This is a genomic window from Enterobacter quasihormaechei, assembly GCF_004331385.1.
GTDB classification, from domain to species: Bacteria; Pseudomonadota; Gammaproteobacteria; order Enterobacterales; family Enterobacteriaceae; genus Enterobacter; species Enterobacter quasihormaechei.
This window is the reverse complement of sequence record NZ_SJON01000008.1, coordinates 138,960-161,424: the sequence shown is the minus strand read 5'-3', so window position 1 is coordinate 161,424 and position 22,465 is coordinate 138,960. Positions and strand designations below refer to the sequence as shown.

Annotated in this window: 22 protein-coding genes and 1 pseudogene; 7 read left to right on the top strand and 16 right to left on the bottom strand. The window is 56.8% G+C overall.

Features of this window, described 5'->3' with window-relative positions:
- Positions 1–20: 20 nt before the first annotated feature.
- The 3 genes from E0L16_RS12795 to E0L16_RS12785 all read right to left on the bottom strand — a co-directional run bounded on the left by E0L16_RS12795 (position 21) and on the right by E0L16_RS12785 (position 4,121).
- Entirely contained in the window at positions 21–1,670 is a 1,650-nt protein-coding gene (locus E0L16_RS12795) for an alpha,alpha-trehalase (RefSeq protein WP_063865347.1), read from the bottom strand.
- Between the two features lie 184 nt (positions 1,671–1,854).
- Positions 1,855–3,207, bottom strand: coding sequence for a glutathione-disulfide reductase (gene gorA / locus E0L16_RS12790; protein ID WP_131637053.1), 1,353 nt, complete (start codon positions 3,205–3,207; stop codon positions 1,855–1,857).
- A 71-nt stretch (positions 3,208–3,278) separates the two neighbouring features.
- Positions 3,279–4,121: a 23S rRNA (adenine(2030)-N(6))-methyltransferase RlmJ gene (locus tag E0L16_RS12785; protein ID WP_006808562.1), complete on the bottom strand. Its 843-nt coding sequence runs from the start codon at positions 4,119–4,121 to the stop codon at positions 3,279–3,281.
- A gap of 206 nt (positions 4,122–4,327) precedes the next feature.
- Here E0L16_RS12785 and prlC point away from each other — a divergent pair, with 206 nt between their 5' ends.
- Positions 4,328–6,370 (top strand): oligopeptidase A, encoded by a 2,043-nt coding sequence (prlC, locus tag E0L16_RS12780; protein ID WP_131637052.1) that lies wholly within the window; start codon positions 4,328–4,330, stop codon positions 6,368–6,370.
- A 7-nt stretch (positions 6,371–6,377) separates the two neighbouring features.
- Positions 6,378–7,130 carry a 16S rRNA (guanine(1516)-N(2))-methyltransferase RsmJ gene (gene rsmJ / locus E0L16_RS12775; RefSeq protein WP_131637051.1) on the top strand — a complete coding sequence of 251 codons (753 nt, stop codon included), beginning with the start codon at positions 6,378–6,380 and terminating at the stop codon, positions 7,128–7,130.
- Between the two features lie 60 nt (positions 7,131–7,190).
- Here the strand turns inward: rsmJ and uspA are convergent, their stop codons facing one another.
- Complete coding sequence (gene uspA / locus E0L16_RS12770; protein ID WP_003861223.1) at positions 7,191–7,628, bottom strand: universal stress protein UspA; 438 nt, start codon at positions 7,626–7,628, stop codon at positions 7,191–7,193.
- 282 nt (positions 7,629–7,910) lie between these two features.
- Between uspA and uspB the strand changes: the two genes are divergently transcribed.
- A complete protein-coding gene (gene uspB / locus E0L16_RS12765; protein ID WP_003861224.1) occupies positions 7,911–8,246 on the top strand; it encodes a universal stress protein UspB in 336 nt (111 codons plus the stop codon).
- A 43-nt stretch (positions 8,247–8,289) separates the two neighbouring features.
- On the opposite strand, the gene E0L16_RS12760 is transcribed toward uspB, so the two are convergent.
- The 3 genes from E0L16_RS12760 to pitA form a co-directional block, all read right to left on the bottom strand.
- Complete coding sequence (locus E0L16_RS12760) at positions 8,290–8,697, bottom strand: hypothetical protein (RefSeq protein WP_131637050.1); 408 nt, start codon at positions 8,695–8,697, stop codon at positions 8,290–8,292.
- On the bottom strand, positions 8,675–9,064 hold the full coding sequence (locus E0L16_RS12755) for a polymorphic toxin type 44 domain-containing protein (RefSeq protein WP_207388506.1): 390 nt from the start codon (positions 9,062–9,064) through the stop codon (positions 8,675–8,677). The genes E0L16_RS12760 and E0L16_RS12755 overlap by 23 nt, the downstream gene beginning before the upstream one ends.
- A gap of 172 nt (positions 9,065–9,236) precedes the next feature.
- Entirely contained in the window at positions 9,237–10,736 is a 1,500-nt protein-coding gene (gene pitA, locus E0L16_RS12750; RefSeq protein WP_063450006.1) for an inorganic phosphate transporter PitA, read from the bottom strand.
- Positions 10,737–10,964: 228 nt separating this feature from the next.
- Here pitA and E0L16_RS12745 point away from each other — a divergent pair, with 228 nt between their 5' ends.
- Positions 10,965–12,161, top strand: a complete 1,197-nt coding sequence (locus E0L16_RS12745; protein ID WP_131637049.1) for a BaiN/RdsA family NAD(P)/FAD-dependent oxidoreductase — start codon at positions 10,965–10,967, stop codon at positions 12,159–12,161.
- A 30-nt stretch (positions 12,162–12,191) separates the two neighbouring features.
- Here E0L16_RS12745 and E0L16_RS12740 read toward each other — a convergent pair whose 3' ends face one another.
- On the bottom strand, positions 12,192–13,139 hold the full coding sequence (locus E0L16_RS12740) for a hydroxyacid dehydrogenase (RefSeq protein WP_131637048.1): 948 nt from the start codon (positions 13,137–13,139) through the stop codon (positions 12,192–12,194).
- Positions 13,139–13,831, bottom strand: coding sequence for an RraA family protein (locus E0L16_RS12735; RefSeq protein WP_131637047.1), 693 nt, complete (start codon positions 13,829–13,831; stop codon positions 13,139–13,141). Before E0L16_RS12735 ends, E0L16_RS12740 begins: the two co-directional genes overlap by 1 nt.
- 169 nt (positions 13,832–14,000) lie before the next feature.
- Here E0L16_RS12735 and E0L16_RS12730 point away from each other — a divergent pair, with 169 nt between their 5' ends.
- Positions 14,001–14,738 carry an IclR family transcriptional regulator gene (locus E0L16_RS12730; RefSeq protein ID WP_131637070.1) on the top strand — a complete coding sequence of 246 codons (738 nt, stop codon included), beginning with the start codon at positions 14,001–14,003 and terminating at the stop codon, positions 14,736–14,738.
- A gap of 35 nt (positions 14,739–14,773) precedes the next feature.
- Here E0L16_RS12730 and E0L16_RS12725 read toward each other — a convergent pair whose 3' ends face one another.
- Positions 14,774–16,108 carry an MFS transporter gene (locus E0L16_RS12725; RefSeq protein WP_107534143.1) on the bottom strand — a complete coding sequence of 445 codons (1,335 nt, stop codon included), beginning with the start codon at positions 16,106–16,108 and terminating at the stop codon, positions 14,774–14,776.
- Between the two features lie 328 nt (positions 16,109–16,436).
- On the opposite strand from E0L16_RS12725, the gene E0L16_RS12720 reads away from it, so the two are divergent.
- Positions 16,437–17,462: a TerC/Alx family metal homeostasis membrane protein gene (locus tag E0L16_RS12720; protein WP_023298822.1), complete on the top strand. Its 1,026-nt coding sequence runs from the start codon at positions 16,437–16,439 to the stop codon at positions 17,460–17,462.
- An 83-nt stretch (positions 17,463–17,545) separates the two neighbouring features.
- Here the strand turns inward: E0L16_RS12720 and E0L16_RS12715 are convergent, their stop codons facing one another.
- The 3 genes from E0L16_RS12715 to E0L16_RS12705 form a co-directional block, all read right to left on the bottom strand.
- The gene (locus E0L16_RS12715; protein WP_074177577.1) at positions 17,546–18,205 is read right to left on the bottom strand and encodes an HAD family hydrolase; all 660 of its coding nucleotides are present in this window, start codon (positions 18,203–18,205) and stop codon (positions 17,546–17,548) included.
- A gap of 106 nt (positions 18,206–18,311) precedes the next feature.
- Positions 18,312–19,106 (bottom strand): SDR family NAD(P)-dependent oxidoreductase, encoded by a 795-nt coding sequence (locus tag E0L16_RS12710; RefSeq protein WP_063450000.1) that lies wholly within the window; start codon positions 19,104–19,106, stop codon positions 18,312–18,314.
- Between the two features lie 32 nt (positions 19,107–19,138).
- The gene (locus E0L16_RS12705; RefSeq protein WP_063865398.1) at positions 19,139–20,020 is read right to left on the bottom strand and encodes a LysR family transcriptional regulator; all 882 of its coding nucleotides are present in this window, start codon (positions 20,018–20,020) and stop codon (positions 19,139–19,141) included.
- 99 nt (positions 20,021–20,119) lie between these two features.
- On the opposite strand from E0L16_RS12705, the gene E0L16_RS12700 reads away from it, so the two are divergent.
- Complete coding sequence (locus E0L16_RS12700; RefSeq protein ID WP_063449998.1) at positions 20,120–20,626, top strand: phenolic acid decarboxylase; 507 nt, start codon at positions 20,120–20,122, stop codon at positions 20,624–20,626.
- A gap of 60 nt (positions 20,627–20,686) precedes the next feature.
- Here the strand turns inward: E0L16_RS12700 and acpT are convergent, their stop codons facing one another.
- The 3 genes and pseudogenes from acpT to E0L16_RS12690 all read right to left on the bottom strand — a co-directional run bounded on the left by acpT (position 20,687) and on the right by E0L16_RS12690 (position 22,464).
- Positions 20,687–21,280: a 4'-phosphopantetheinyl transferase AcpT gene (gene acpT / locus E0L16_RS12695; RefSeq protein WP_112792227.1), complete on the bottom strand. Its 594-nt coding sequence runs from the start codon at positions 21,278–21,280 to the stop codon at positions 20,687–20,689.
- Between the two features lie 2 nt (positions 21,281–21,282).
- A pseudogene (locus E0L16_RS22220) lies at positions 21,283–21,414 on the bottom strand (beta-ketoacyl-ACP synthase); the annotation flags it as partial.
- Positions 21,415–22,464, bottom strand: coding sequence for an AI-2E family transporter (locus E0L16_RS12690; protein ID WP_063865361.1), 1,050 nt, complete (start codon positions 22,462–22,464; stop codon positions 21,415–21,417). It abuts the pseudogene before it with no gap.
- Position 22,465: the final 1 nt, after the last annotated feature.

The following is a 22,465-nucleotide window of genomic DNA, read 5'->3' as shown; positions in this document are numbered from 1 at the left end:
ATCAGGGTGAGGGGCGAGGCTCAGGGCTCCCCATACAACCCAATCAACCGCCGCACCACGCCATTGGTCCAGCCGAAGCCATCCTGCAACGGATACTCCCCCCCGCCACCTTCGCGTGGCGTGCTGCTGGCGATGTGGTACTTCTCAATCAGCTTATGATGGGTTTTATAGTAATGGTTCACGGTGTGCAGCCAGCTCCAGGCGATCTCATCTCCCAGCGAGTCGTTGCCGTACTGTTTGAACCCCTGAATGGCCATCCATTGCAGCGGCGCCCAGCCGTTCGGCTTATCCCACTGTTCGCCTGTTTCATATTCGGTGGCGAGGATCCCGCCCGGTGTGAGCAGACGTGCTTTAACGGCATCGGACAGCCGCTCCGCCTGCTCATGCGTCGCCATGCCCACGTACAGCGGCACAATGCTGGCCGCAGAGAAGAGCGCCAGCGCTTCACGTCGCCAGTCGTAATCGCGATAACAGCCGTTCTCGTCGTCCCACAGATAACGGTTCACCGCCGCGCGGCGGTCGCTGGCTTTCTGACGGAACAGATCGGCGGTCTCTTTATCCCCTTTCGATGCTGAGATATTGGCAATAGCGCTCTCCAGCTTGAACAGGAACGCGTTCAAATCGATGGGGATAAATTGTGTCGTGCGGATGCTGGCCAGCCGCGCCGGATCGCGCAGCCAGCGGGACGAGTAATCCCAGCCGGAGGCTGCCCCGGCGCGCAGGTCGCGATACACCTCGTTCGGCGGGCGACCCGAATGACGGGCGGTTTCAACGTCCTCAATCCAGGATTCATCCCGCGGCGTATCGCGATCGTCCCAGTAACGGTTAAGCAGGGAGCCGTCCGGCATGCGGACCGCACTGCGATAGGCCTGATTGAGCAGCAGCGATTCTGCCCCGTCCATCCAGAAGGCGTACTCCATCTTGAGGTGTTCAAGATAGCGCTTTGCCCCGCGCACGCCGTCCTCTTCAAACAGCTCCACCATCAGCGCAAAAACCGGCGGCTGGGAGCGGCTGAGATAGTAGGTACGGTTGCCGTTCGGGATATGGCCATAGCGCTCAATCAGCCAGGCGAAGTTATCGGCCATGCATTTCAGCAAATCGTTACGACCGCTTTCCGCCAGCCCCAGCATGGAGAAGTAGGAGTCCCAGTAGTAGGTCTCGCTGAAGCGACCGCCGGGCACAATATAGGCCTGCGGCAGCGCCAGCAGCGACGACCACGGGATGTGATCCTGCGGCTCGCGCGTCAGCACCGGCCACAGGTTATCAATGTGTTCTTTCAGGGAGAAGCCGGGATCAGAGACGTACTCTTTGCTGTAATCCTCCGGCAGCCAGAAGTGATTCTCCACAAAGCGCGCCAGGTCGAAATCACGGTGACGACGCACCTTGCGGTAGCGAATCAGGATATCCAGCGGATCCATCTTCGGCGCACAGTCGGGGAAGGTTTTGCTGTCCGCAAACAGCCGCGACGACTGGACGTGTTCAAACAGTTCAAGGTAGCGGTCTGCGGGCGTGAGGGCATCGGACGCCGGCAGCCCTTCAATCATTTCCGGTTCCGGCTCTGCCTCGATCATCTCATCCAGTTTTAACTCACAGGGATCGGTTTCGTAGCGCAGCTCTTCTGCAATTTCGAACTCGATTTCCTCGGCAGTCTGTAGTTTCTGGTTGAACATGGTGATAAAGACCTCCGGTTATGTGTTCTCAAAGACTGGTTTTTCCGGGCGTCCTATAAGCGTAGACATTCGCTTCGGTAGATGTGGGGGGATATGTGCGGTAGATCACTATTTTCGGAGCATTCGTTTTGCAACGATTTGTGAATGTTAATGAAAAATGCCCCTCCGGAGAGGGGCATCAGGCTTAACGCATGGTCACAAATTCTTCTGCCGCCGTCGGGTGGATCGCGACGGTGTTATCGAAGTCTTTCTTGGTGGCGCCCATCTTCAGCGCCACCGCGAAGCCTTGCAGGATCTCGTCCATGCCAAAGCCAATGCCGTGGATACCGACGATCTTCTCGTCCGGGCCCACGCAGACCAGCTTCATGCGGCACGGCTGACGGTGTGAGGTGACTGCGGTATACATTGCGGTAAACGCCGATTTGTACACTTTCACCTGGTCATCGCCGTACTGCTCGCGCGCCTGCGGCTCGGTTAAGCCGACGGTGCCGATGGGCGGGTGGCTGAAGACCACGGTCGGGATGTTGCTGTAATCCAGGTGCTCGTCCGGTTTGTTGTTAAACAGGCGCTCGGAGAGGCGACGGCCTGCGGCAACGGCAACCGGCGTCAGTTCGACGGCACCGGTGTTATCCCCGACGGCATAAATGCCCGGTACGCTGGTGTTCTGGAACTTATCAACGACGATATACCCTTTTTCATTGGTTTTCACGTCAGTTGCGGCCAGGTTGAAGTTGTCGGTTTCCGGTTCACGACCAATCGCCCAGATCAGGCAGTCAACGGTCTGGCTGCGGCCATCTTCCAGCTCCAGCGTCAGGCTGCCGTCTGCATTTTTAACGACCGCTTTTGGTACGGCGTTAGTGTGCAGCGTTGGGCCTTCGGCGTTCATCACCTCAACCAGCGTCTCGACGATCAGCGGGTCGAAGCTGCGCAGCGGCGCGTGTTTACGCACGAACAGGTGCGCCTCTGCGCCCAGGCCGTTAATCACGCCAGCCAGCTCAACCGCGATGTAACCTGCGCCCACAATGGCCACGCGCTCAGGCAGAGCTGGCAGCTCGAAGAACCCGTCGGAGTCGATACCGTATTCCGCGCCCGGAATGTTCGGATGGCTCGGACGGCCGCCGGTGGCGATCAGGATGTGATCGGCAGTGATCGTCTCGCCGTTCACTTCGATCGTTTTCGCATCCACGAAACGGGCGAAGCCGCGGATCACGTCAACGTTATTCTTGCCCAGCACGTTGTCGTACGAGGTGTGAATACGATCGATGTAGGCGGTACGGCTGGCGATCAGCTTGTCCCAGTCGAAGTGGTTGATGGTGGTATCAAAACCGTAGTCCGGGCCATACATATGAATAGCTTCACGGATTTGCGCGGCATGCCACATCACTTTCTTCGGTACACAACCGACGTTCACGCAGGTGCCGCCGAGCGCTTTGGCTTCAATCAGCGCACACTTCTGGCCGTACATAGCCGCACGGTTAATGGAGGCGATGCCGCCGCTGCCGCCGCCGATTGCGATGTAGTCATAATGCCTGGTCATAGTTTTTGTCCTTAATCGTGAATTGCCGCGATTGTATACCTGAAATCAATAGTTTCCACCGATGGCTGCAATTACTCCGGCACGATCCAGCTTACGGTGGCGTGCCCTGTTCCGGCAGGCACCAGCGTTTTGTGCAGCCACGGCAGCACATTGTTCATCTGTGCTTCCAGCTTCCACGGCGGGTTAATCACAATCATGCCGGAAGCGGTCATGCCGCGCTGGTCGCTGTCGGGGCGCACCGCCAGCTCAATTTGCAGGATTTTACGAATGCCGGTCGCTTCCAGATCTTTAATCATGCGTTTAATCTGCGCGCGCAGTACCACCGGATACCACAGGGCATAGGTTCCGGTCGCAAAGCGTTTGTAACCTTCGTTGATGCCGGTCACCACCGCCTGATAGTCGGTTTTGATTTCGTACGGCGGGTCGATCAGCACCAGGCCGCGACGGGAAACCGGCGGCAGCTTGGCTTTCAGCTGCTGGTAACCGTCGGCTTTGTCCACGCGGGCGCGGTTATCTTTCTGAAACTCAGAGCGCAGCAGCGGGAAATCGCTCGGGTGCAGTTCGGTCAGCTGGAGGCTGTCCTGCTCGCGCAGCAGCTGACGGGCAATCAGCGGAGAGCCCGGGTAGTAACGCAGCTGGCCGTTGCGGTTGAAGTGATTCACCACGCCGATGTACGGCTCCAGCTCGGCAGGCAGATCGTCCTGCTGCCAGATACGCGCAATCCCTTCCAGATATTCACCGGTACGCTCGGCATGCTCGCCGCTCAGCTGATAACGGCCCGCGCCCGCGTGGGTGTCCAGATAGAGAAACGGTTTATCCTTCTCTTTGAGCGATTCGATGATCAGGCTCTGAACGGTGTGTTTAAGGACGTCGGCATGGTTGCCAGCGTGGAAGCTGTGGCGATAACTGAGCATGGGTAATGATATTCCGCTGAATTGACGATTTGCCACAGTTTACAGCAGAACGGCAAAGATTACCCGCAGGCCCGGTAAGCGCAGCGCCACCGGGCTCTTTTCGACAACGTCCGGCATTGAAATCCTCTACACTTAACCCCATTACTGAACAATATGCACAGCGCCGGATGCGCGCTTCATTCATCTATTTCAACAGGACAGCGTTTATGACCAATCCATTACTGACGCCTTTTTCGTTGCCACCGTTTTCTAAAATCCTCCCTGAGCATGTGGTTCCAGCCGTTACCCAGTCGCTGGACAACTGCCGCGCGGCGGTAGAAAGCGTGGTTGCGCAGGGCGCGCCGTACACCTGGGAGAATCTGTGTCAGCCGCTGGCCGAAGTGGACGACGTGCTGGGGCGTATCTTCTCCCCGGTGAGCCACCTGAACTCGGTGAAAAACAGCCCGGAACTGCGTGAAGCCTACGAACAAACCCTGCCGCTGCTCTCTGAGTACAGCACCTGGGTCGGCCAGCATGAAGGACTGTACAAAGCCTACCGCGACCTGCGCGACGGCGACCATTATGCCGAACTGAACATGGCGCAGAAAAAATCGGTTGATAACGCCCTGCGTGACTTTGAGCTGTCCGGTATCGGTCTGCCAAAAGAGAAGCAGGTTCGCTACGGCGAAATCGCTGCGCGCCTGTCCGAGCTGGGCAACCAGTACAGCAACAACGTCCTCGACGCCACCATGGGCTGGACGAAGCTGATTACCGACGAAGCCGAGCTGGCGGGTATGCCGGAAAGCGCGCTGGCGGCGGCGAAAGCCCAGGCCGAAGCGAAAGAGCAGGAAGGCTTCCTGTTAACGCTGGATATCCCGAGCTATCTGCCGGTGATGACCTACTGCGACAACCAGGCCCTGCGTGAAGAGATGTACCGCGCCTATAGCACCCGCGCCTCCGATCAGGGGCCGAATGCGGGTAAATGGGATAACAGCCCGGTGATGGCGGAGATCCTCGCCCTGCGCCACGAGCTGGCACAGCTGCTGGGCTTCGACAGCTACGCGGATAAATCCCTCGCCACCAAAATGGCCGAGAACCCGCAGCAGGTGCTCGACTTCCTGACCGATCTGGCGAAACGCGCCCGTCCTCAGGGGGAGAAAGAGCTGGCCCAGCTGCGTGCCTTTGCGAAAGCCGAGTTTGGCGTGGACGAGCTTCAGCCGTGGGATATCGCGTACTACAGCGAAAAACAGAAGCAGCACCTCTACAGCATCAGCGACGAACAGCTGCGTCCGTACTTCCCGGAAAACAAAGCCGTCAACGGTCTGTTTGAAGTGGTGAAACGCATTTACGGCATTACCGCTAAAGAGCGTACCGATATCGACGTCTGGCATCCGGACGTGCGCTTCTTTGAGCTGTATGACGAGAAAAACGAGCTGCGCGGCAGCTTCTATCTGGATCTTTACGCGCGTGAAAACAAACGCGGCGGGGCGTGGATGGACGACTGCGTGGGCCAGATGCGTAAAGCGGATGGTTCCCTGCAAAAACCGGTCGCCTATCTGACCTGTAACTTCAACCGTCCGGTAAGCGGCAAACCGGCGCTGTTCACCCACGATGAAGTGATCACTCTGTTCCACGAGTTCGGTCACGGCCTGCACCACATGCTGACCCGCATCGAAACCGCCGGCGTCGCCGGTATCAGCGGGGTGCCATGGGATGCGGTCGAGCTGCCAAGCCAGTTTATGGAAAACTGGTGCTGGGAGCCGGACGCGCTGGCGTTTATCTCCGGCCACTATGAGACCGGCGAACCGCTGCCTAAAGAGTTGCTGGATAAAATGCTGGCGGCGAAAAACTACCAGGCGGCGATGTTTATCCTGCGTCAGCTGGAGTTCGGCCTGTTCGATTTCCGCCTGCACGCCGAGTTCAGCCCGGAGCAGGGGGCGAAAATCCTCGAAACGCTGGCCGAGATTAAAAAGCAGGTCGCCGTTATTCCAGGCCCAACCTGGGGACGCTTCCCGCACGCGTTCAGCCATATCTTCGCAGGCGGATACGCCGCGGGCTACTACAGCTACCTGTGGGCCGACGTGCTGGCGGCGGACGCCTTCTCTCGCTTCGAAGAAGAGGGGATTTTCAACCGCGAAACCGGTCAGTCGTTCCTCGATAACATCCTGACGCGCGGGGGTTCAGAAGAGCCTATGGAGCTGTTCAAACGCTTCCGTGGCCGCGAGCCTCAGCTGGATGCGATGCTGGAGCATTACGGAATCAAAGGCTGATTGCTACGTGAAGATCTGCTTAGTGGATGAAACGGGCGCCGGGAACGGCGCCTTATCTGTTCTGGCGGCCCGCTGGGGGCTGGAACATGATGAAAACAACCTGATGGCGCTGGTGATGACGCCGGAACATCTGGAGCTTCGCAAGCGCGACGAGCCGAAGCTCGGCGGGATTTTTGTCGATTTCGTCGGCGGCGCGATGGCGCACCGGCGTAAGTTCGGCGGCGGTCGCGGCGAAGCGGTGGCCAAAGCGGTCGGCATTAAGGGAAGCTATCTGCCTGACGTGGTGGACGCCACGGCGGGGCTGGGGCGCGATGCTTTTGTGCTGGCGTCGGTGGGCTGCCGGGTGCGGATGCTGGAGCGTAATCCGGTTGTCGCCGCGCTGCTCGATGACGGGCTGACGCGAGGCTATGCGGACCCGGAAATCGGCCCGTGGTTGCAGGAACGTTTGCAGCTGATCCACGCGTCAAGCCTGACGGCGCTGACGGATATCACTCCGCGCCCGCAGGTGGTCTACCTCGACCCGATGTTCCCGCATAAGCAGAAAAGCGCGCTGGTGAAGAAAGAGATGCGTGTGTTTCAGTCGCTGGTGGGGCCGGATCTGGATGCAGATGGCCTGCTGGAGCCTGCTCGTCAGCTCGCGACGAAGCGGGTGGTGGTGAAGCGTCCGGACTACGCGCCGCCGCTGGCGGACGTTGCCACGACCAACGCGGTGACCACCAAAGGGCACCGGTTTGATATTTATGCGGGGACGCCGGAATAAAAAAAGCCGGGTGGCGGCTTCGCCTTACCCGGCCTACATTCAGTGCCGCTTTTTTTGCACTTACTCGTCTTCTTCGTCACGCAGTGGAACAATCAGCATATCCACGTGAACGGTATTAATCAGCTGGCGCGCTGAGGACATCAGCTTGCTCCAGAAGTCCTGGTGATGACCGCAGACCACCAGATCCATATCGTATTTCTTAATCGCATCAACCAGCACCTGACCCAGATCGCCGCTACCGCTCAGGGTTTCAGTGATCGGATAGCCCGCGTTGGTAGAGAGCTCGCTCAGCGCGTGGTGAGTCTCTTCGGAGATGCGTTTCTGCATATCGCCGAGATTCACGTCGATCAGACCGGTGTAGAGGTCGGAGTAATTCACATCAACGTGAATCAGCGAAACTTTCGCGTTGTAGGGACGTGCCATGGATACGGCTTTGTCGACCAGCACTTTACTCTCCGGGGAGAGGTCTACCGCGATAAGAATGTGTTTGTAAGCCATAGTGTTACTCCTTCCTTAAGTTATCGATGACTAAATGGGAAAGCGTCGTCTGATGCTTTCATTACGGCCCAGTTAAACATATTTTTCAAGCTTTGGTGTTGATAACGATTAACCTTGTGGCAAAAAAATTAACGGATCTCCTACACTATTTAATGAGCCGTTCGGATATTAAAACGCGAACCGGATCGACTTTTAGTCATTCTTTCACTGAACTGTCTGTCAGGGCATTGGGGTGCGGTAGCTCAGGAGCCTTGCTTCATGGGCGGACGCCGGGGAGGATGTATGATTAGCACCGTCGCATTGTTTTGGGCGTTATGCGTAGTTTGCATAGTGAATATGGCGCGCTACTTCTCATCGTTACGTGCGCTGTTAGTGGTACTTCGTGGTTGCGATCCGCTGCTTTATCAGTACGTGGACGGTGGAGGGTTCTTCACCTCGCATGGACAGCCCAGCAAACAGATGCGTCTGGTGGGGTACATCTATTACCAGCGCTACCGCGATCACCACGATGAAGAGTTTATCCGTCGCTGCGAGCGCCTGCGTCGTCAGTTCATTTTGACCAGCGCCCTGTGTGGCCTGGTTGTGGTGAGTATGATTGCACTGATGATTTGGCACTGAGCATGATGAAGGCGAGGCCAGCCTCGCCTTCTTACCATTCGATTTAGGGGGTAGCCGTGAATCGGAGGTCAGAGATCGTGTCCTGAATTGATATCACTTTACCACTGTAAGAAATGCTCACAGCCCCGTTTTTGACCAGGCTGGCATTTGTAATCGTGCCAGTACCCTCAATGACGGGAGATTTCGTGGAGAGTTGCCTGAGAATGTCGACGTTTTTCCCTTCTAGCTTATTCGAGAGATAGTATCGATAAATGGTCGGTACGGTTGCGCCACCGCCATGATTCACCGTCATGTACAGCCAGACGCTATCTGAAACGTGATAAACGCGCTGCAACTCGTCGTAACGACGGGAGTCGGGCTGATGATTTAGCCAGGCAAAACCGGCAACCACGAAGAGCAGTACAAGCGTGACGAGCCGATGGAGCCAGCTAATAACCATTCTGAATGGCATAATCTATTCCTTCTCTGATATTGCGCTGATCCGTCGGGTCATCACCGTAAGGGGGTTTATCGTACCATTTACCCCATTTGGCTTTTGAGGTCCCTGCGCGACTCTGAGCCCAACCCGCGCCCATGAGGAGGATCTTCGCAGGAATCCCAGCCGCGGTCCCTGCGGAACCGAAGTTAAAATTGCCAAATGCTGCGAAATACGGATCGAACTTTTTATAATCCCATGGGCCGCCATTTCGGACTTTTTGATAGAACCAGTAATATGTATAGGCTGTGGCCATATTGCGTGACATTCCATTTTGGCGCGCTTCACGCATGTTGTTAGCTATTACAATTGAACCAGGGCCAGGCGTTGGAACGGAAGCCATACATTCTCCAGTAGGCGTTATTCATCCTTCCCGGCATGATAGTTTCTCGCAAACAGATTATCTGAGCAAAAAGTGTTCAGATTTTCCTAATGAAATTAGTTAATTAATCAGAAATTACACGTAAAAAAAGCGGGCCAGTTTCCTGACCCGCTTTTTTGTCGCCTTCAGCCGGTTAAATCAGCTTCAGCGAAATCCAGTACAGACCGCCGGACAGCAGGATGGACGCCGGGAGGGTGAACACCCAGGCCATCAGAATGTTGGTCACGGTTTTACGCTGTAAACCGCCGCCGTCAACAATCATGGTACCTGCCACGGACGAAGAGAGTACGTGGGTGGTTGATACTGGCATACCGGTGTAGCTCGCCAGACCGATAGACACCGCTGCCGTCATCTGCGCGGACATACCCTGCGCATAGGTCATGCCTTTCTTACCGATCTTCTCGCCGATGGTGGTCGCCACACGACGCCAGCCAATCATCGTACCGATACCCAGCGCCAGCGCGACCGCCATGATGATCCAGATTGGCGCGTACTCAATGGTGTTGAGCATATCGCCTTTCAGTTTCTTCAGCAGACGTTTGTCGTCGGCAGTCACCTCTGGCAGCTTCGCGACTTTATCGGTCACGTCGGAGATGCAGAGCATGATGCGACGCAGCTGACCACGCTGTTCAACAGCCAGTTTGTCGTAGCTTTCGATATCGGCCAGCATGCCTTTCGCACGTTCCAGCGCGTTAATCGCGTTTGCCGGGTGGCAATGGAACTCGCCCGGTGCAGTCAGTGCGCCAGAGTCAGGAGAAGGGATCAGCTGGTCTACGCCGGTCGCTTTCTTCAGCAGCTGAGGATGCTGCTGGAAGTACGTTTCAACGTTGTTTACCGCATCACGGGTACGGGTGATCTCGTAGCCAGAGGCGTTCATGTTAACCACGAAGCCCGCCGGTGCGACGCCAATCAGAACCAGCATCACCAGACCAATGCCTTTCTGACCATCGTTCGCGCCATGAGAGAAGGCCACGCCGATAGCGGAAACGATCAGCGCGATACGCGTCCAGAACGGCGGCTTTTTCTTGCCGTCTTTCTTTTCACGCTCTGCTGGCGTCAGGTGGATACGCGCACGTTTCTTCGTGTTGCTCCAGTAGCGACGCAGGATGAAAATCAAGCCACCCGCCACCACCAGACCCACGATAGGAGAGATGATCAGAGAGCCGAAAATGCCCAGTACTTTAGGCAGGTTCAGCGCATCAACAACCGAGGTACCGGTCATCAGGGCGTTGGTTAACCCAATACCGATAATCGCGCCAATAAGGGTGTGAGAGCTGGATGCAGGCAGGCCGAAATACCAGGTACCGAGGTTCCAGATAATGGCAGCAAGCAGCATTGAGAACACCATGGCCAGGCCATGACCGGAACTCACGTTAAGAAGCAGATCCGTTGGCAGCATATGCACAATGGCATACGCAACGCTCAGTCCGCCCAGGAGGACACCAAAAAAGTTAAATACCGCCGCCATAACGACCGCAAGCTGCGATCGCATTGCGCGAGTGTAGATAACCGTTGCAACTGCGTTTGCAGTGTCGTGGAAGCCGTTGATCGCTTCGTAAAACAGCACAAAAACCAGAGCAAGCAATAATAAAAGCCCGGTATGTAAATCCAGGCCGGCAAACAAATGTAGCATAGGACGTTACGCCATTTTGAGGACATGAACGCGGCGCATTATCCAGGACAAATGCGCAACGGGCAAAGTGAAATATAGACTTTTTTTGACATACCACCTGATTTGAGAAATGTGCCTGAAAGGATAATCTTTAAATATCAATGAAATGGCTTTGTAATATCTTTTTACGCTGGTGCGACCACTGAGGAAACTTTACAATCCGCGGCAGTTAACGAAGAGGATTTTGACGTGGAAAGGTTTGATGCCGTAGTAATTGGCGCCGGTGCGGCGGGTATGTTTTGTGCGGCAATGGCCGGACAAGCGGGTCGTCGCGTGCTGCTGCTGGATAACGGAAAAAAGCCTGGCCGCAAGATCCTGATGTCCGGCGGCGGGCGCTGCAACTTTACCAATCTCTATGTCGAACCGGCGGCCTATCTGAGCCAGAACCGTCATTTTTGTAAATCTGCGCTGGCGCGCTACACCCAGTGGGACTTTATCGAACTGGTGGGTAAACACGGTATCGCGTGGCATGAGAAGACGCTGGGACAGCTGTTCTGCGACGACTCCGCCCAGCAAATCGTTGATATGCTGGTGGCCGAGTGCGAGAAAGGCGGCGTGGTCATGCGCCTGCGGACAGAAGTGCTCGAGGTCGCCCGCGACGAGCAGGGCTACACGCTACAACTCAACGGTGAAACCGTCAGCGCCGACAATCTGGTGATCGCCAGCGGCGGCCTTTCAATGCCGGGTCTTGGCGCTTCACCGTTCGGCTACAAAATCGCCGAGCAGTTTGGCCTGAAGGTGCTGCCCACCCGCGCCGGGCTGGTGCCGTTCACGCTGCATAAGCCGCTGCTGGAACAGCTTCAGACGCTCTCCGGCGTGTCTGTGCCGTCGGTTATTACGGCCGAAGACGGCACGGTATTTCGTGAAAACCTGCTCTTTACCCATCGCGGCCTTTCGGGGCCGGCGGTGTTGCAGATCTCCAGCTACTGGCAGCCGGGAGAGTTTGTCTCCGTAAACCTGGTACCGGACTGCGATCTGGACGCGTTCCTGAACGAACAGCGCGCTGCGCACCCGAATCAAAGCCTGAAAAATACCCTGGCAATGCAGCTGCCGAAGCGCCTGGTGGAATGTTTGCAGGCGCTGGGGCAGATCCCGGACGTGTCGCTTAAGCAGCTGAACAGCCGCGAGCAGGAAACGCTGGTGGAGACGCTGACGAACTGGCGCGTACAGCCAAACGGCACCGAGGGCTACCGCACGGCGGAAGTGACGCTGGGCGGCGTGGATACAAACGAACTCTCATCCCGCACGATGGAAGCCCGCAACGTGCCGGGTCTCTACTTCATTGGCGAAGTGATGGACGTGACCGGCTGGCTCGGCGGGTATAACTTCCAGTGGGCGTGGGCCAGTGCCTGGGCATGCGCGCAGGCACTCGCTGAGGATAAGTGACAAGCGGGCGCTGTCATTTATCAATGCGCTTCACGGGCTGACGGTGGCATCGTCAGCCACGCGCACAACGTCCAGAATATTGCTGGCGGCCACGGTTCCCATCCTGACGTATGACGCCTCGCTGACGCCGCCAATATGCGGCGAGATGATGACATTATCGACGGTCTGCCACCTGTGCGGGGCGGTCAGAGGCTCGCTGGTAAAGCTGTCGAGTGCCGCGCTGTGCAAGGTTCCATCCTTGAGCGCCCTGAGCAAGGCGTCATCGTTAATCAACCCGCCGCGCGCCGTGTTCACCAGAATAGCGTTCGGCTTACAGTGGGCGAGCGTGTCTGCGTTAATCATTCCTCTGTTGTCGTCAGTGAGCGGGCAATGCAGGGAGATAACATCGGCACGGGAAAGCAGGTCGGCTAAGGTGTTTGCCCGAGCACAGCCTGAAGGCATCGTTTTAGCGTAAGGATCGTACGCCACAACCTGCATGCCGAATGCCAGCCCCACGTTCGCCACTCGCGAGCCAATCGCCCCCAGGCCGATAAGCCCCAGCGTCATGCCTTCCAGCTCGATCGATTTGTGCGTGGCTTTATCCCAGTGCCCGTCACGCAGGCGCTTATCAAGGGCAACCACGGATTTGGCACAGGCAAGAATTAATGCCCAGGTATGTTCCGCAACCGCTGCCGCATTGGCACCGGGGGCGGAACGTACGGCGATATTACGCGCCGCTGCCGCTGGCTGGTCTATCACGTCAATGCCGCTTCCGTGTTTTGATATAACCTGTAATGCGGGGGCAGCATCCATGATCCGTGCGGTTATCCTGCCGTAACGCACCAGGATGGCCACAGGATTGTGCCGCTCGCACAGCGTAACCAGCTCATTTTCTGTGGGCTGACGTCCTGCATACACCACGTCAAAGTCTCGCAGCATGTTTACAGCCTGGTCTGCCAGGTCGCATCCGGTAACCAGTACAACGCGTTTGCCTGCCATTACAGCGTCTCCCCGTCAGATAACATGCCCGCCTTGCGCAGCGCGTCGTTAAGCCAGTGTGGACGCAAATCACCCTCACGAATAGCGGCAAGACGTCGGGTCTCTGTTTCGAGTTTCCCTTTGGCCATGGCGATAATGGCCTGCACTTCATCACGCGGGATCGCCACCACGCCGTCGATATCCGCAACAATCAGATCCCCGGCCCGGACCGTCGCGCCAGCGATAGAGATGGGGTGATTAACCCGGCCAGGAATGGATTTTGTCGGGCCACAGGGGTTTAGACCGGCGGCGAAGACGGGATAATGCCCTTTACTCAGGGTATCGGCATCACGTACCGCTCCGTCAATGATGATGCCCGCGATCCCACTTGCCTGGGCCTGAGTCGCCATAATCTCGCCGAGCAGCGCACAGGTCAGGTCGCCTTTGCCGTCAATAACCAGCACATCGCCAGGCTGGGCGACGGCCATTGCGGCATGGATGGCCAGATTATCTCCCGGGCGCACCTCCACGGTCACAGCCGGGCCCGCAACGGCCATCTGAGGTGCGAGCGGTTTGATACGACCATGGAGCGTACCGCGGCGGCCGGCAACATCCGCGAGGATAGCGGCCTGATACTCAGCGGCCTGGTGAACCTCTTCGGTCGACACGCGTTCGAACTGACGGTTAATGAATGGTTTTTCTGAAACGGACATGAATGCCTCCATATTGTTTTACTGTGTACAATGCAGGTGTACAATACAAAACAACTATAGCGGTGTAGCTTTCCCTTTAGCCAGATCTGCAACGGCGTTTGTGATGTAAACACGAAGTGACTCACAAAAATTGAGGTACACTCACTGCCGAGCAGAAAAGGAGATGATGATGGGTAATGAAGGCGTTGTGGCGGTCGAAAAAGCGCTGGCTTTACTGGATTGCTTTCGTCCCGGCGATGAGAGCCTGACGCTGACCGCGCTGGCGCAGCTATCGGGTTATCACAAAACCACGGTTTACCGGTTAATGAATTCGCTTGAACGAATGAACTATGTCGTCAGGCACGATGACGGCAATTACGCGCTTGGCCCACGTCTGCTTTACCTCGGTAAGCTTTATGAGCAATCTTTTCATCTTTCCCGGGTGGTGCAGCCTGAGCTTCAGGCGTTATCTCAGGCCTCTCAGGAGAGCGCCAGCTGGTATGTGTTAGAAGGCGGGCAACGTTTGTGCCTGTTCCGTGCGGAAGCCTCCCACGGGCTACGCCACAGTAATCTGCCGGGTACTCAGTTTCCGCTGGACGATTCTGCCATCAGTAAAGTGCTTCGCCACTGGGGCCTTAATGATGCGCTACCAGAGGGGGAGCCCGCTGTTCCGCTCTATACCTCAGGTGCTCGAGACCCGCATACCGCGGCGTTTGCGATGCCCGTCTTCGGCGTCAATGACAAGCTGATTGCGGCGCTGGCGCTGACCGGGCCCATCTCCAGACTGACTGAAGATCGCCGTGAACAGGGGATCAGCCAGCTGATGCACGCCACCGCCAGTCGCCTGTCGCAGAAAATGGGGGCGAGTAAGGCTTTCTGCCAGCAGTTTTATGGGGAAACGCAAGACGCTGCGGAAGAGAGCCTCTGAGCATAAAGCGGGACGGGCGTCCCGCTGTTTTATGTCTAATGGGTGACCTGTTTTTCATGCAGATGCGCATTGCGGGCCTGGCGTCCCATCACCAACACTGCGACACCCCCCGCGACGCACAGCGCAGCCAGAGGAAGCATGGCCAGCGTGTGGCTACCCGTCCGCTCGTTAATGATGCCGTAAGCGTTGACCATCACCGCGCCGCCGATAAGGTTAGCGATGGCGCCAATCGCGGCCAGCCCCGCAGCAGCCGACGTGCTGCTCATCCAGCCTGACGCCAGCGCCCAGAACGGCCCCTTCATTGAATACGCGCCTATCAGCATGATGCTCAAAATAATAAGGGTGGCAGAAAGAGAGACGCTGACAAATGCGGCAACTACGCCTGCGGCAATCATGAATAGCGTCAGCGCGGTATGCCAGCGGCGTTCATTGGTTCGGTCAGAACTCCGTCCCCAGACAATCATCAGTACGGATGCCAGGCCGTAAGGAATGGCGTTGAGCAGACCCGTCTCCAGATTATCAAGATGGAACGATTTCAGCAGCTGCGGTGACCAGACGCTGATGGTGGTGCCTGCTGAGGACGCGCCTGCGTAAATCAGCGCCAGCAGCCAGATTTGACGATGCCGGAGCAGCTGCCACGTTGTCTGGTGGCCGATATTTTTTTGCTGCTGACGCTCGCTTTCAAGCGTTGTTTCCAGCCATTTTTTCTGCTCCGCGTTAAGCCAGTTAGCCTGGTGCGGGCGATCGCGAAGAACAAACCAGGCGGCAATACCCAGCAGAACCGCGGGTAAGCCTTCAATGATAAACAGCAGATGCCAGCCGCGCAGACCTAACCAGCCGTCCAGTGACAGAATCAACCCCGACAGCGGCGAGCCGATAAAATTGGCCAGCGGGATCGCGACCATAAAGGACGCGATAATTCGCGCACGGTAGCGGGCAGGGATCCACCAGGTCAAAAAGAGTACGACGCCGGGGAAAAAGCCCGCTTCAGCGGCTCCCAGCAGAAAACGCACGATATAAAGCGACGTGGTGTTTTGTACCAGTGCCATGCACATGGATACCACCCCCCAGCTGATCATAATGCGGGGGATCCACAGACGTGCGCCCACCTTCTGCATCGCCAGATTGCTTGGAACTTCAAACAGAAAATACGCCACGAAATAGAGACTGCTGGCGAAGCCAAACGCCGCTTTGCTGAGGCCGAGATCCTCATTCATCTGTAGCGAAGCCATGCCGATATTGCCGCGATCGATAATAGAGACCAGATAACTGACTATCAGAAACGGGAGAATACGCCAGATCACCTTGCGCATAGTCTTTCGTTCTATGTCCTCAGTGGCGGCAACGCCATTACGAATATGTTCTGTCATGAGTTCCTCGCAGGGTCTGTTCTTGGTTTTATCAGGTACAACTCAGTTTTATTAAACAAAACCACTATAGCGTCGGCGCGTTCTTTTTATCCAGTTAATGGAAGGTTTAAATGATGTAAATAAGACGTGACTCACAGATAACGCGCTCTGCTAAATGCGCCTAAACGACAGATGCACCACCCTACGTTGTGAGGTAAAGTACACACCTTGCGCAGCCACAGAGCTGCGGTTTAGTGGGGTAGATGCGGATAACACGTTCCCCCATTCTCACTTCTGGTCTACGCCAGCCTGCATGGTGTTGTGTTTTGTCTTCTTAAAAGGGTTGTCTATGTCTGCTGCTCATCTCGGTTTCCCGACGGAAACCGTTGTTGTCTTTGTGGTGATGGCCGTTGGGGCGATGTTTATCGACCTCTTCATGCACCGTCACGATAAACCTATCTCGCTGAAAAGCGCGGCTATGTGGTCCATCTTCTGGGTCATGATGGCCATGGCGTTTGCCGGCTTCTTATACGTGCACCACGGCGCAGAGATGGCGAGTCTGTTCCTTACCGGCTATGCGCTGGAAGAGGTGCTCTCCGTCGACAACCTGTTCGTGATGATGGCGATCTTCGCCTGGTTCGGCGTGCCGGATAAGTATCGCCACCGCGTGCTCTACTGGGGCGTGCTGGGGGCGATTGTGTTCCGCGGGATTTTTGTGGCCATCGGCACCAGCCTCCTGAGCCTCGGGCCGTACGTTGAGGTCATTTTTGCGCTGGTCGTCGGCTGGACGGCGGTGATGATGCTGAAACGCAATGAAGAGAGCGATGAAGTCGAAGATTACTCTAACCACCTGGCGTACCGCCTGGTAAAACGCTTCTATCCGGTCTGGCCAAAAATCAGCAGCCACGCGTTTATCCTGACCCAGAAAGAGGTGGATGCCGAGCTGGAGAAGCCTGAAAACAAGGATGTGATGGTAGGCCGCGTGAAGAAGGCGAAGCGCTACGCGACGCCGCTGCTGCTCTGCGTGGCGGTGGTAGAGCTGTCCGACGTGATGTTCGCGTTCGACTCCGTTCCCGCCATCATTGCCGTCAGCCGCGAGCCGCTGATTATCTACAGCGCAATGATGTTCGCGATCCTCGGCCTGCGTACCCTCTACTTCGTGCTGGAGGCGCTGAAGCAGTATCTGGTGCATCTGGAGAAAGCGGTCGTGCTGCTGCTGTTCTTCGTGGCGTTCAAGCTGGGGCTAAATGCGACCGACCACTTCTGGCATCACGGTTATAACATCGGTGCCACGGCAAGCCTGTTTGTGGTGCTGGGGGTACTGGCGCTGGGGATTATTGCGAGCGTAATGTTCCCGGGGAAACGTGAGGCCTGATGTACCGCCCGGTGGCGCTTCGCTTACCGGGCCTACGATTGGGTTGTAGGCCGGGTAAGGCGCAGCCGCCACCCGGCAAAAGGCTACCTTATTGGTGAATTCCGGCGCTTGCTCGGATGATGGAAATGGCGCCAGTGCGGATCCTGCGCCGCCGCCAGCAGCTCGTGGTCGCCACGGGTGTCGCCCCAGGCGCGCAGGTGATACGCGTTCAAATCCCCATACACCTTCTCCAGCCTCGCCACCTTCTGCGCACAACGGCAGTTATGGCCGGTGATCCGCCCGGTCAGCTTGCCGTCCTTCACTTCCAGCTGCGTGCCAATCAGCTTAATGCCGAGCTTATCGGCCCACGGCTGCAATACCAGCGCCGGGGAGGCGGAGCAAATCGTCACTTCCGCACCAGAATTGACTTCGTTGGCGACGGCCATGACCCCTTCCGGGCGCATCAGCTTGCTCCAGTATTTTTCACAGAAGGCTTCCGCCTGCTGACGTAACCAGTGTTCATCTACGCCCGTCAGGAAGGTTTTGATCAGCACCTCTTTCAGCTCATCGCGCGTCAGCTTGCGGCGCACGCAGTGCAGCGTAGGCAGGGCCATGCGCACCAGTCGGCCAGCAAAGTAGCGCTTGCCAAAGGCAAAGCGCAGGAAAGGAATAAAGCTGTCGTGGTGCGTCAACGTACCATCAAAGTCAAAGACAGAGAGCACGCTGGACTTCGCCACGGCTTCGTCGGCAATCATATTGGTCATAAATACGTCTTAGCTGAAATACACATTCTGTTCACTAGTTTACCTGCTTTACCTTCGCAGTCCTTCTATCCGATCTCATTTTTTCTCGAACCTGTGGCCTGACGGGTCAAACGATGTCATCCACCACGCCACCGTCAACGCGCAGCGCCGCGCCGGAAGTCGCGGAGGCCTGCATCGAACAGACGTAAACGACCATGTTGGCCACTTCTTCCACCGTGGCGGCGCGCTGAATCACCGAGCTGGGGCGATTCTCCATCACGAACGCTTTCGCCAGCTGCTCCAGCGATTTGCCGGTTCTCTCGATCTCGTCCTTCATCATCGCGGCAAAGCCGTCCGACATCGTCGGGCCCGGCAGCACGCTGTTCACCGTGACGCCGCTGCCCGCCACAAACTTCGCCAGACCGCGCGCCAGCGAAAGCTGGGCTGTTTTCGTTACGCCATAGTGGATCATATCCGCCGGAATATTGCAGGCCGATTCTGACGAGATAAACACCACCCGACCCCAGCCTTTTTGCACCATGCCAGGCAGCAGGGCGCGGGAGAGGCGCACGCCGGACATCACGTTGGTTTGCCAGTAGCGTTCCCAGGTCTCGTCGTCGGTGGAATAAAAATCCTGCTGACCATAAATCCCGGCGTTATTCACCAGAATATCGACGTGAGTGGCAACCCTGAGCAGTTCGTCAACGCCCTCCTGCGAGCTCAGATCGGCGATGGCGGCACGGACCTGTACGCCAGGCACCACCTGCTGTAAGGCCTGAATACCTTTGTTCACCGAGTCGATGCTGCGCCCGTTCACGATCACTTCCGCACCGCTCTCCGCCAGCCCGCGGGCGATGGCAAACCCTATACCGCCGGTGGACGCGGTCACCAGCGCCACTTTTCCCGTTAAGTCGATTTTCATCGTTCGCTCCTTGTCGTCTTCTGGTTCAAAACTTAAAGCGTAGCAGGTGACGATGACGGCTCCTGCTTAAAAAGGCGCAACAACGTCTCAACCTGCTCGTCCAGCGGGCTGAGGGAGCGTTTGACGATGAGGTGCAGCGGCGTGGCGCGACGTACGCCGTGGCTGAGCGGCAGGGTTTTAAGGATGCCTTGCTGGAGCGGGGCCTGAATGCGTTCTTCCGGTAGCCAGCCGTATCCAACCTGATACATCACCGCTTCGATCGCGGCATCAATGGTTGAGAAGGTCCACGACTCCCCGGCGGGACGAACGGTGGGCTGGCTGTCTGCGATCTGAATGCGCGGCCACGGGCGTAACGTCTCGTCATTAAGCGGTGTATCCAGCGCGAACAGCGGGTGCGCGTGATGCGCAACGGCAACAAAATCGATATTCATCAGCCATTCGCCCAGCCCGGTGACGTCCTGGCGGCGGGTTAAGACCATCACGTCGGCTTCATCATTGAGCGCGTCCGCGCGGCTGTTTTCCAGCACCTCGGTAAGCCGCACCTGCGTTTGCGGATACCGCTGCTGAAACTGCCGCAAAATAGCGAACAGCCGGCTGCGCGGAAAAATACTGTCTACCATCAAATCAATACGGGTTCGCATCCCGCTGCGCAGGGTCGCAGCGCGGGTTTCAACGTAGGCGAAGGCTTTCAGCAGCGGCTTCACCTGATTCAGCAACAGCTCACCCGCCGGGGTCAGCACAGCCCGCCTGCCTTCCGTCATTAAAAGCGCCACGCCAAGCCGTTCCTGCAACAGCGACAGGTTATAGCTAACCGAGGACTGGCTGCGGTGCGTCTCTTCTGCTGCTCTGGCAAAGCTGCCAGCCTCGACTACTCTCTCCAGCAGGGCCCATTGTTCTAGCGTCGTCTTATGCATGATCAATCTAAATTTTGGATGAATTTGATTCAAACATAGCGTTATTCATTCATTTTTTGAAGGGGTACGATAGTTTCATCAAAACAAAGGAGACATCTTATGAACACCTTCGACAAACATGACTTAAGCGGCTTCGTCGGCAAACATCTGGTTTATACCTACGATAACGGCTGGAACTACGAAATTTACGTCAAAAACGAGAACACGCTCGACTACCGTATTCACAGCGGTCTGGTGGGTAATCGTTGGGTGAAAGATCAGCAGGCGTACATCGTCCGCGTCGGGGAGAGCATCTATAAAATTTCCTGGACCGAGCCAACCGGTACCGACGTTAGCCTGATTGTGAACCTGGGCGACAGCCTGTTCCACGGCACCATTTTCTTCCCGCGCTGGGTCATGAACAATCCGGAAAAAACCGTCTGCTTCCAGAACGATCACATTCCGCTGATGAACAGCTACCGTGATGCCGGTCCGGCCTATCCGACTGAAGTAATTGATGAATTTGCCACCATCACCTTCGTTCGCGACTGTGGTGCTAACGATGATACCGTGATTGCATGTGCGGCCAGCGAGCTGCCAGCAAACTTCCCTGAAAATTTGAAATAAGCTTCGCAACGCGTTAAATGCACATCGGCCATTTCGGTATTAACCGGAATGGCCGTTTTTTTATGCCGCAGAGGTACCGCAATAAGCGATTGATTCTGCCGTCAGGGTGAAGGGGGTAGGGGTACAGACCGCCAGGCTCAGCGAGCCGAAGCGTAGCTGGCTGACCGGAAGCGACTGGGCGGTGCTGTCAATGCTGACAATCTGCCACGCGCTGCCGCCACGCTGCTTGACGATGGCCTCTTTGCGCGTCCAGATGCGCCAGAAGGCGGAAAGCTGCTCTTCCGGCGCTTCACGTTCCAGCTCGGCATGTTCGGTAAGGCTGAAGACGGCATTCGCCAGCGCCTGCCAGTTCGCGCGCGGACGAATCGCTTCAATATCGCAGCCAACTTCACCTTCATCGCTCAGCAGCAGGGCAATGTCGTCCCCGCTGTGGCTCAGGTTAAACCACAGTGGATGACCGTTAGCGAAGGCCGGTTTCCCCTGCTCGCCGTAGATTATCTCGGGAAGCGGAGAAGGGGATAAGGTTCTGGCGAGCAGCGTCCGGCCTGCAAGCCAGGAAGCGTGTCGCGCACCCTGAGGTGCCATGTCTGCGAGCGTTGACGCCAGCGGGTCCGCGCTAAGGGTGGAGATCTTTCCCAGTACAAACTGGTACATAGTTACGCCCAGCGTTTAATGATTATCGAGGTATTGATGCCGCCAAAGGCAAAGTTATTGCTCTGTATAAATTCGCAATCAATCGGGCGGGCTTCCCCCATAATATAATCTAAAGCGCCACATTGCTCACCCGGTTATCCCGGCAAACGGCTTTTTGGCCGACCCGGCCCCAGCAGAATGGCGAGTTTACTGCCTCCTTTGGTGGTTTCCATCCAGATTTTACAGACGCTGGTGAGCGGTACGGAGAGCAACATGCCCACCGGTCCCAGGAGCCATCCCCAGATCAGTAATGATAAAAACACCACCATCGTCGACATGCCCAGGCGGTGGCCCATCATGCGCGGTTCGAGAATATTGCCCAGTACCATATGCACGACGAGGAACAGCGCCCCCACCAGCATGCACTCATAAAAACCGTTAAACAGGAACGCCTGGATCATCGGCGGGACGGCAGAAAGCACCGCGCCGATATTGGGCACGTAGTTCAGTAAAAACGCCAGCACGCCCCACATCAGCGCGAACTGCACGTCCAGCAGTACCAGCCCCAGCCAGACAATCACGCCGGTCCACAGGCTAAGCAGGGTTTTCAGCGCCAGATATTTGGACACGCCCTTCAGCGCGCGGTGCAAGCCGGCAATGTGGATCTGCGGATTGTTCAGGGCAAAACGCAGCTTGTACGGCACGTGGCGCACTTCGAACAGCATAAACACCACCGTCATCACCAGCAGCAGAATGCTGGCCATCGCCCCGGAAAGCCCGGTCATTAACGTGGTGGCGTAGGTCATGACCTTCTCGGAATCCATCCGGCGCAGCATTCGCTCCGGTGAAATATGCAGATTAACGAACGGCATCATTCGCTGGAGATCGACCAGCTTGCGCGTCAGCTCTTTATTGTACTGCGGCAGCATAGTGGAAAATTCACTCAGCGAGGCGGCGAGCACGCCGAACAGCGCCGTCAGCACAATCAGCATTACGATAACCACAATGGTGATGGCGACCGGGCGGCTGATGCCCCGGCGTAAAAACCATGTCACCAGCGGGTTGAGGACGATGGCGAAAAACAGCGCCAGCAGAAGCTGAACAATGATATCCGCTGCCGCGTGGATACCCGCAAGGATAACCACCAGGCAGGCGAGTTTGAGTAAAATATGAAGTCCGGCTTTATCGGGCGGGCTGGCAGTCATA

Excerpts from the sequence above, each read along its gene's own strand:
- E0L16_RS12795 (WP_063865347.1), bottom strand. The coding sequence starts at position 1,670 with ATGTTCAACCAGAAACTACAGACTGCCGAGGAAATCGAGTTCGAAATT.
- gorA (WP_131637053.1), bottom strand. The coding sequence starts at position 3,207 with ATGACCAGGCATTATGACTACATCGCAATCGGCGGCGGCAGCGGCGGC.
- E0L16_RS12785 (WP_006808562.1), bottom strand. The coding sequence starts at position 4,121 with ATGCTCAGTTATCGCCACAGCTTCCACGCTGGCAACCATGCCGACGTC.
- prlC (WP_131637052.1), top strand. The coding sequence starts at position 4,328 with ATGACCAATCCATTACTGACGCCTTTTTCGTTGCCACCGTTTTCTAAA.
- uspA (WP_003861223.1), bottom strand. The coding sequence starts at position 7,628 with ATGGCTTACAAACACATTCTTATCGCGGTAGACCTCTCCCCGGAGAGT.
- uspB (WP_003861224.1), top strand. The coding sequence starts at position 7,911 with ATGATTAGCACCGTCGCATTGTTTTGGGCGTTATGCGTAGTTTGCATA.
- E0L16_RS12760 (WP_131637050.1), bottom strand. The coding sequence starts at position 8,697 with ATGCCATTCAGAATGGTTATTAGCTGGCTCCATCGGCTCGTCACGCTT.
- E0L16_RS12755 (WP_207388506.1), bottom strand. The coding sequence starts at position 9,064 with ATGGCTTCCGTTCCAACGCCTGGCCCTGGTTCAATTGTAATAGCTAAC.
- pitA (WP_063450006.1), bottom strand. The coding sequence starts at position 10,736 with ATGCTACATTTGTTTGCCGGCCTGGATTTACATACCGGGCTTTTATTA.
- E0L16_RS12740 (WP_131637048.1), bottom strand. The coding sequence starts at position 13,139 with ATGGCAGGCAAACGCGTTGTACTGGTTACCGGATGCGACCTGGCAGAC.
- E0L16_RS12735 (WP_131637047.1), bottom strand. The coding sequence starts at position 13,831 with ATGTCCGTTTCAGAAAAACCATTCATTAACCGTCAGTTCGAACGCGTG.
- E0L16_RS12730 (WP_131637070.1), top strand. The coding sequence starts at position 14,001 with ATGGGTAATGAAGGCGTTGTGGCGGTCGAAAAAGCGCTGGCTTTACTG.
- E0L16_RS12725 (WP_107534143.1), bottom strand. The coding sequence starts at position 16,108 with ATGACAGAACATATTCGTAATGGCGTTGCCGCCACTGAGGACATAGAA.
- E0L16_RS12720 (WP_023298822.1), top strand. The coding sequence starts at position 16,437 with ATGTCTGCTGCTCATCTCGGTTTCCCGACGGAAACCGTTGTTGTCTTT.
- E0L16_RS12715 (WP_074177577.1), bottom strand. The coding sequence starts at position 18,205 with ATGACCAATATGATTGCCGACGAAGCCGTGGCGAAGTCCAGCGTGCTC.
- E0L16_RS12710 (WP_063450000.1), bottom strand. The coding sequence starts at position 19,106 with ATGAAAATCGACTTAACGGGAAAAGTGGCGCTGGTGACCGCGTCCACC.
- E0L16_RS12705 (WP_063865398.1), bottom strand. The coding sequence starts at position 20,020 with ATGCATAAGACGACGCTAGAACAATGGGCCCTGCTGGAGAGAGTAGTC.
- E0L16_RS12700 (WP_063449998.1), top strand. The coding sequence starts at position 20,120 with ATGAACACCTTCGACAAACATGACTTAAGCGGCTTCGTCGGCAAACAT.
- acpT (WP_112792227.1), bottom strand. The coding sequence starts at position 21,280 with ATGTACCAGTTTGTACTGGGAAAGATCTCCACCCTTAGCGCGGACCCG.
- E0L16_RS12690 (WP_063865361.1), bottom strand. The coding sequence starts at position 22,464 with ATGACTGCCAGCCCGCCCGATAAAGCCGGACTTCATATTTTACTCAAA.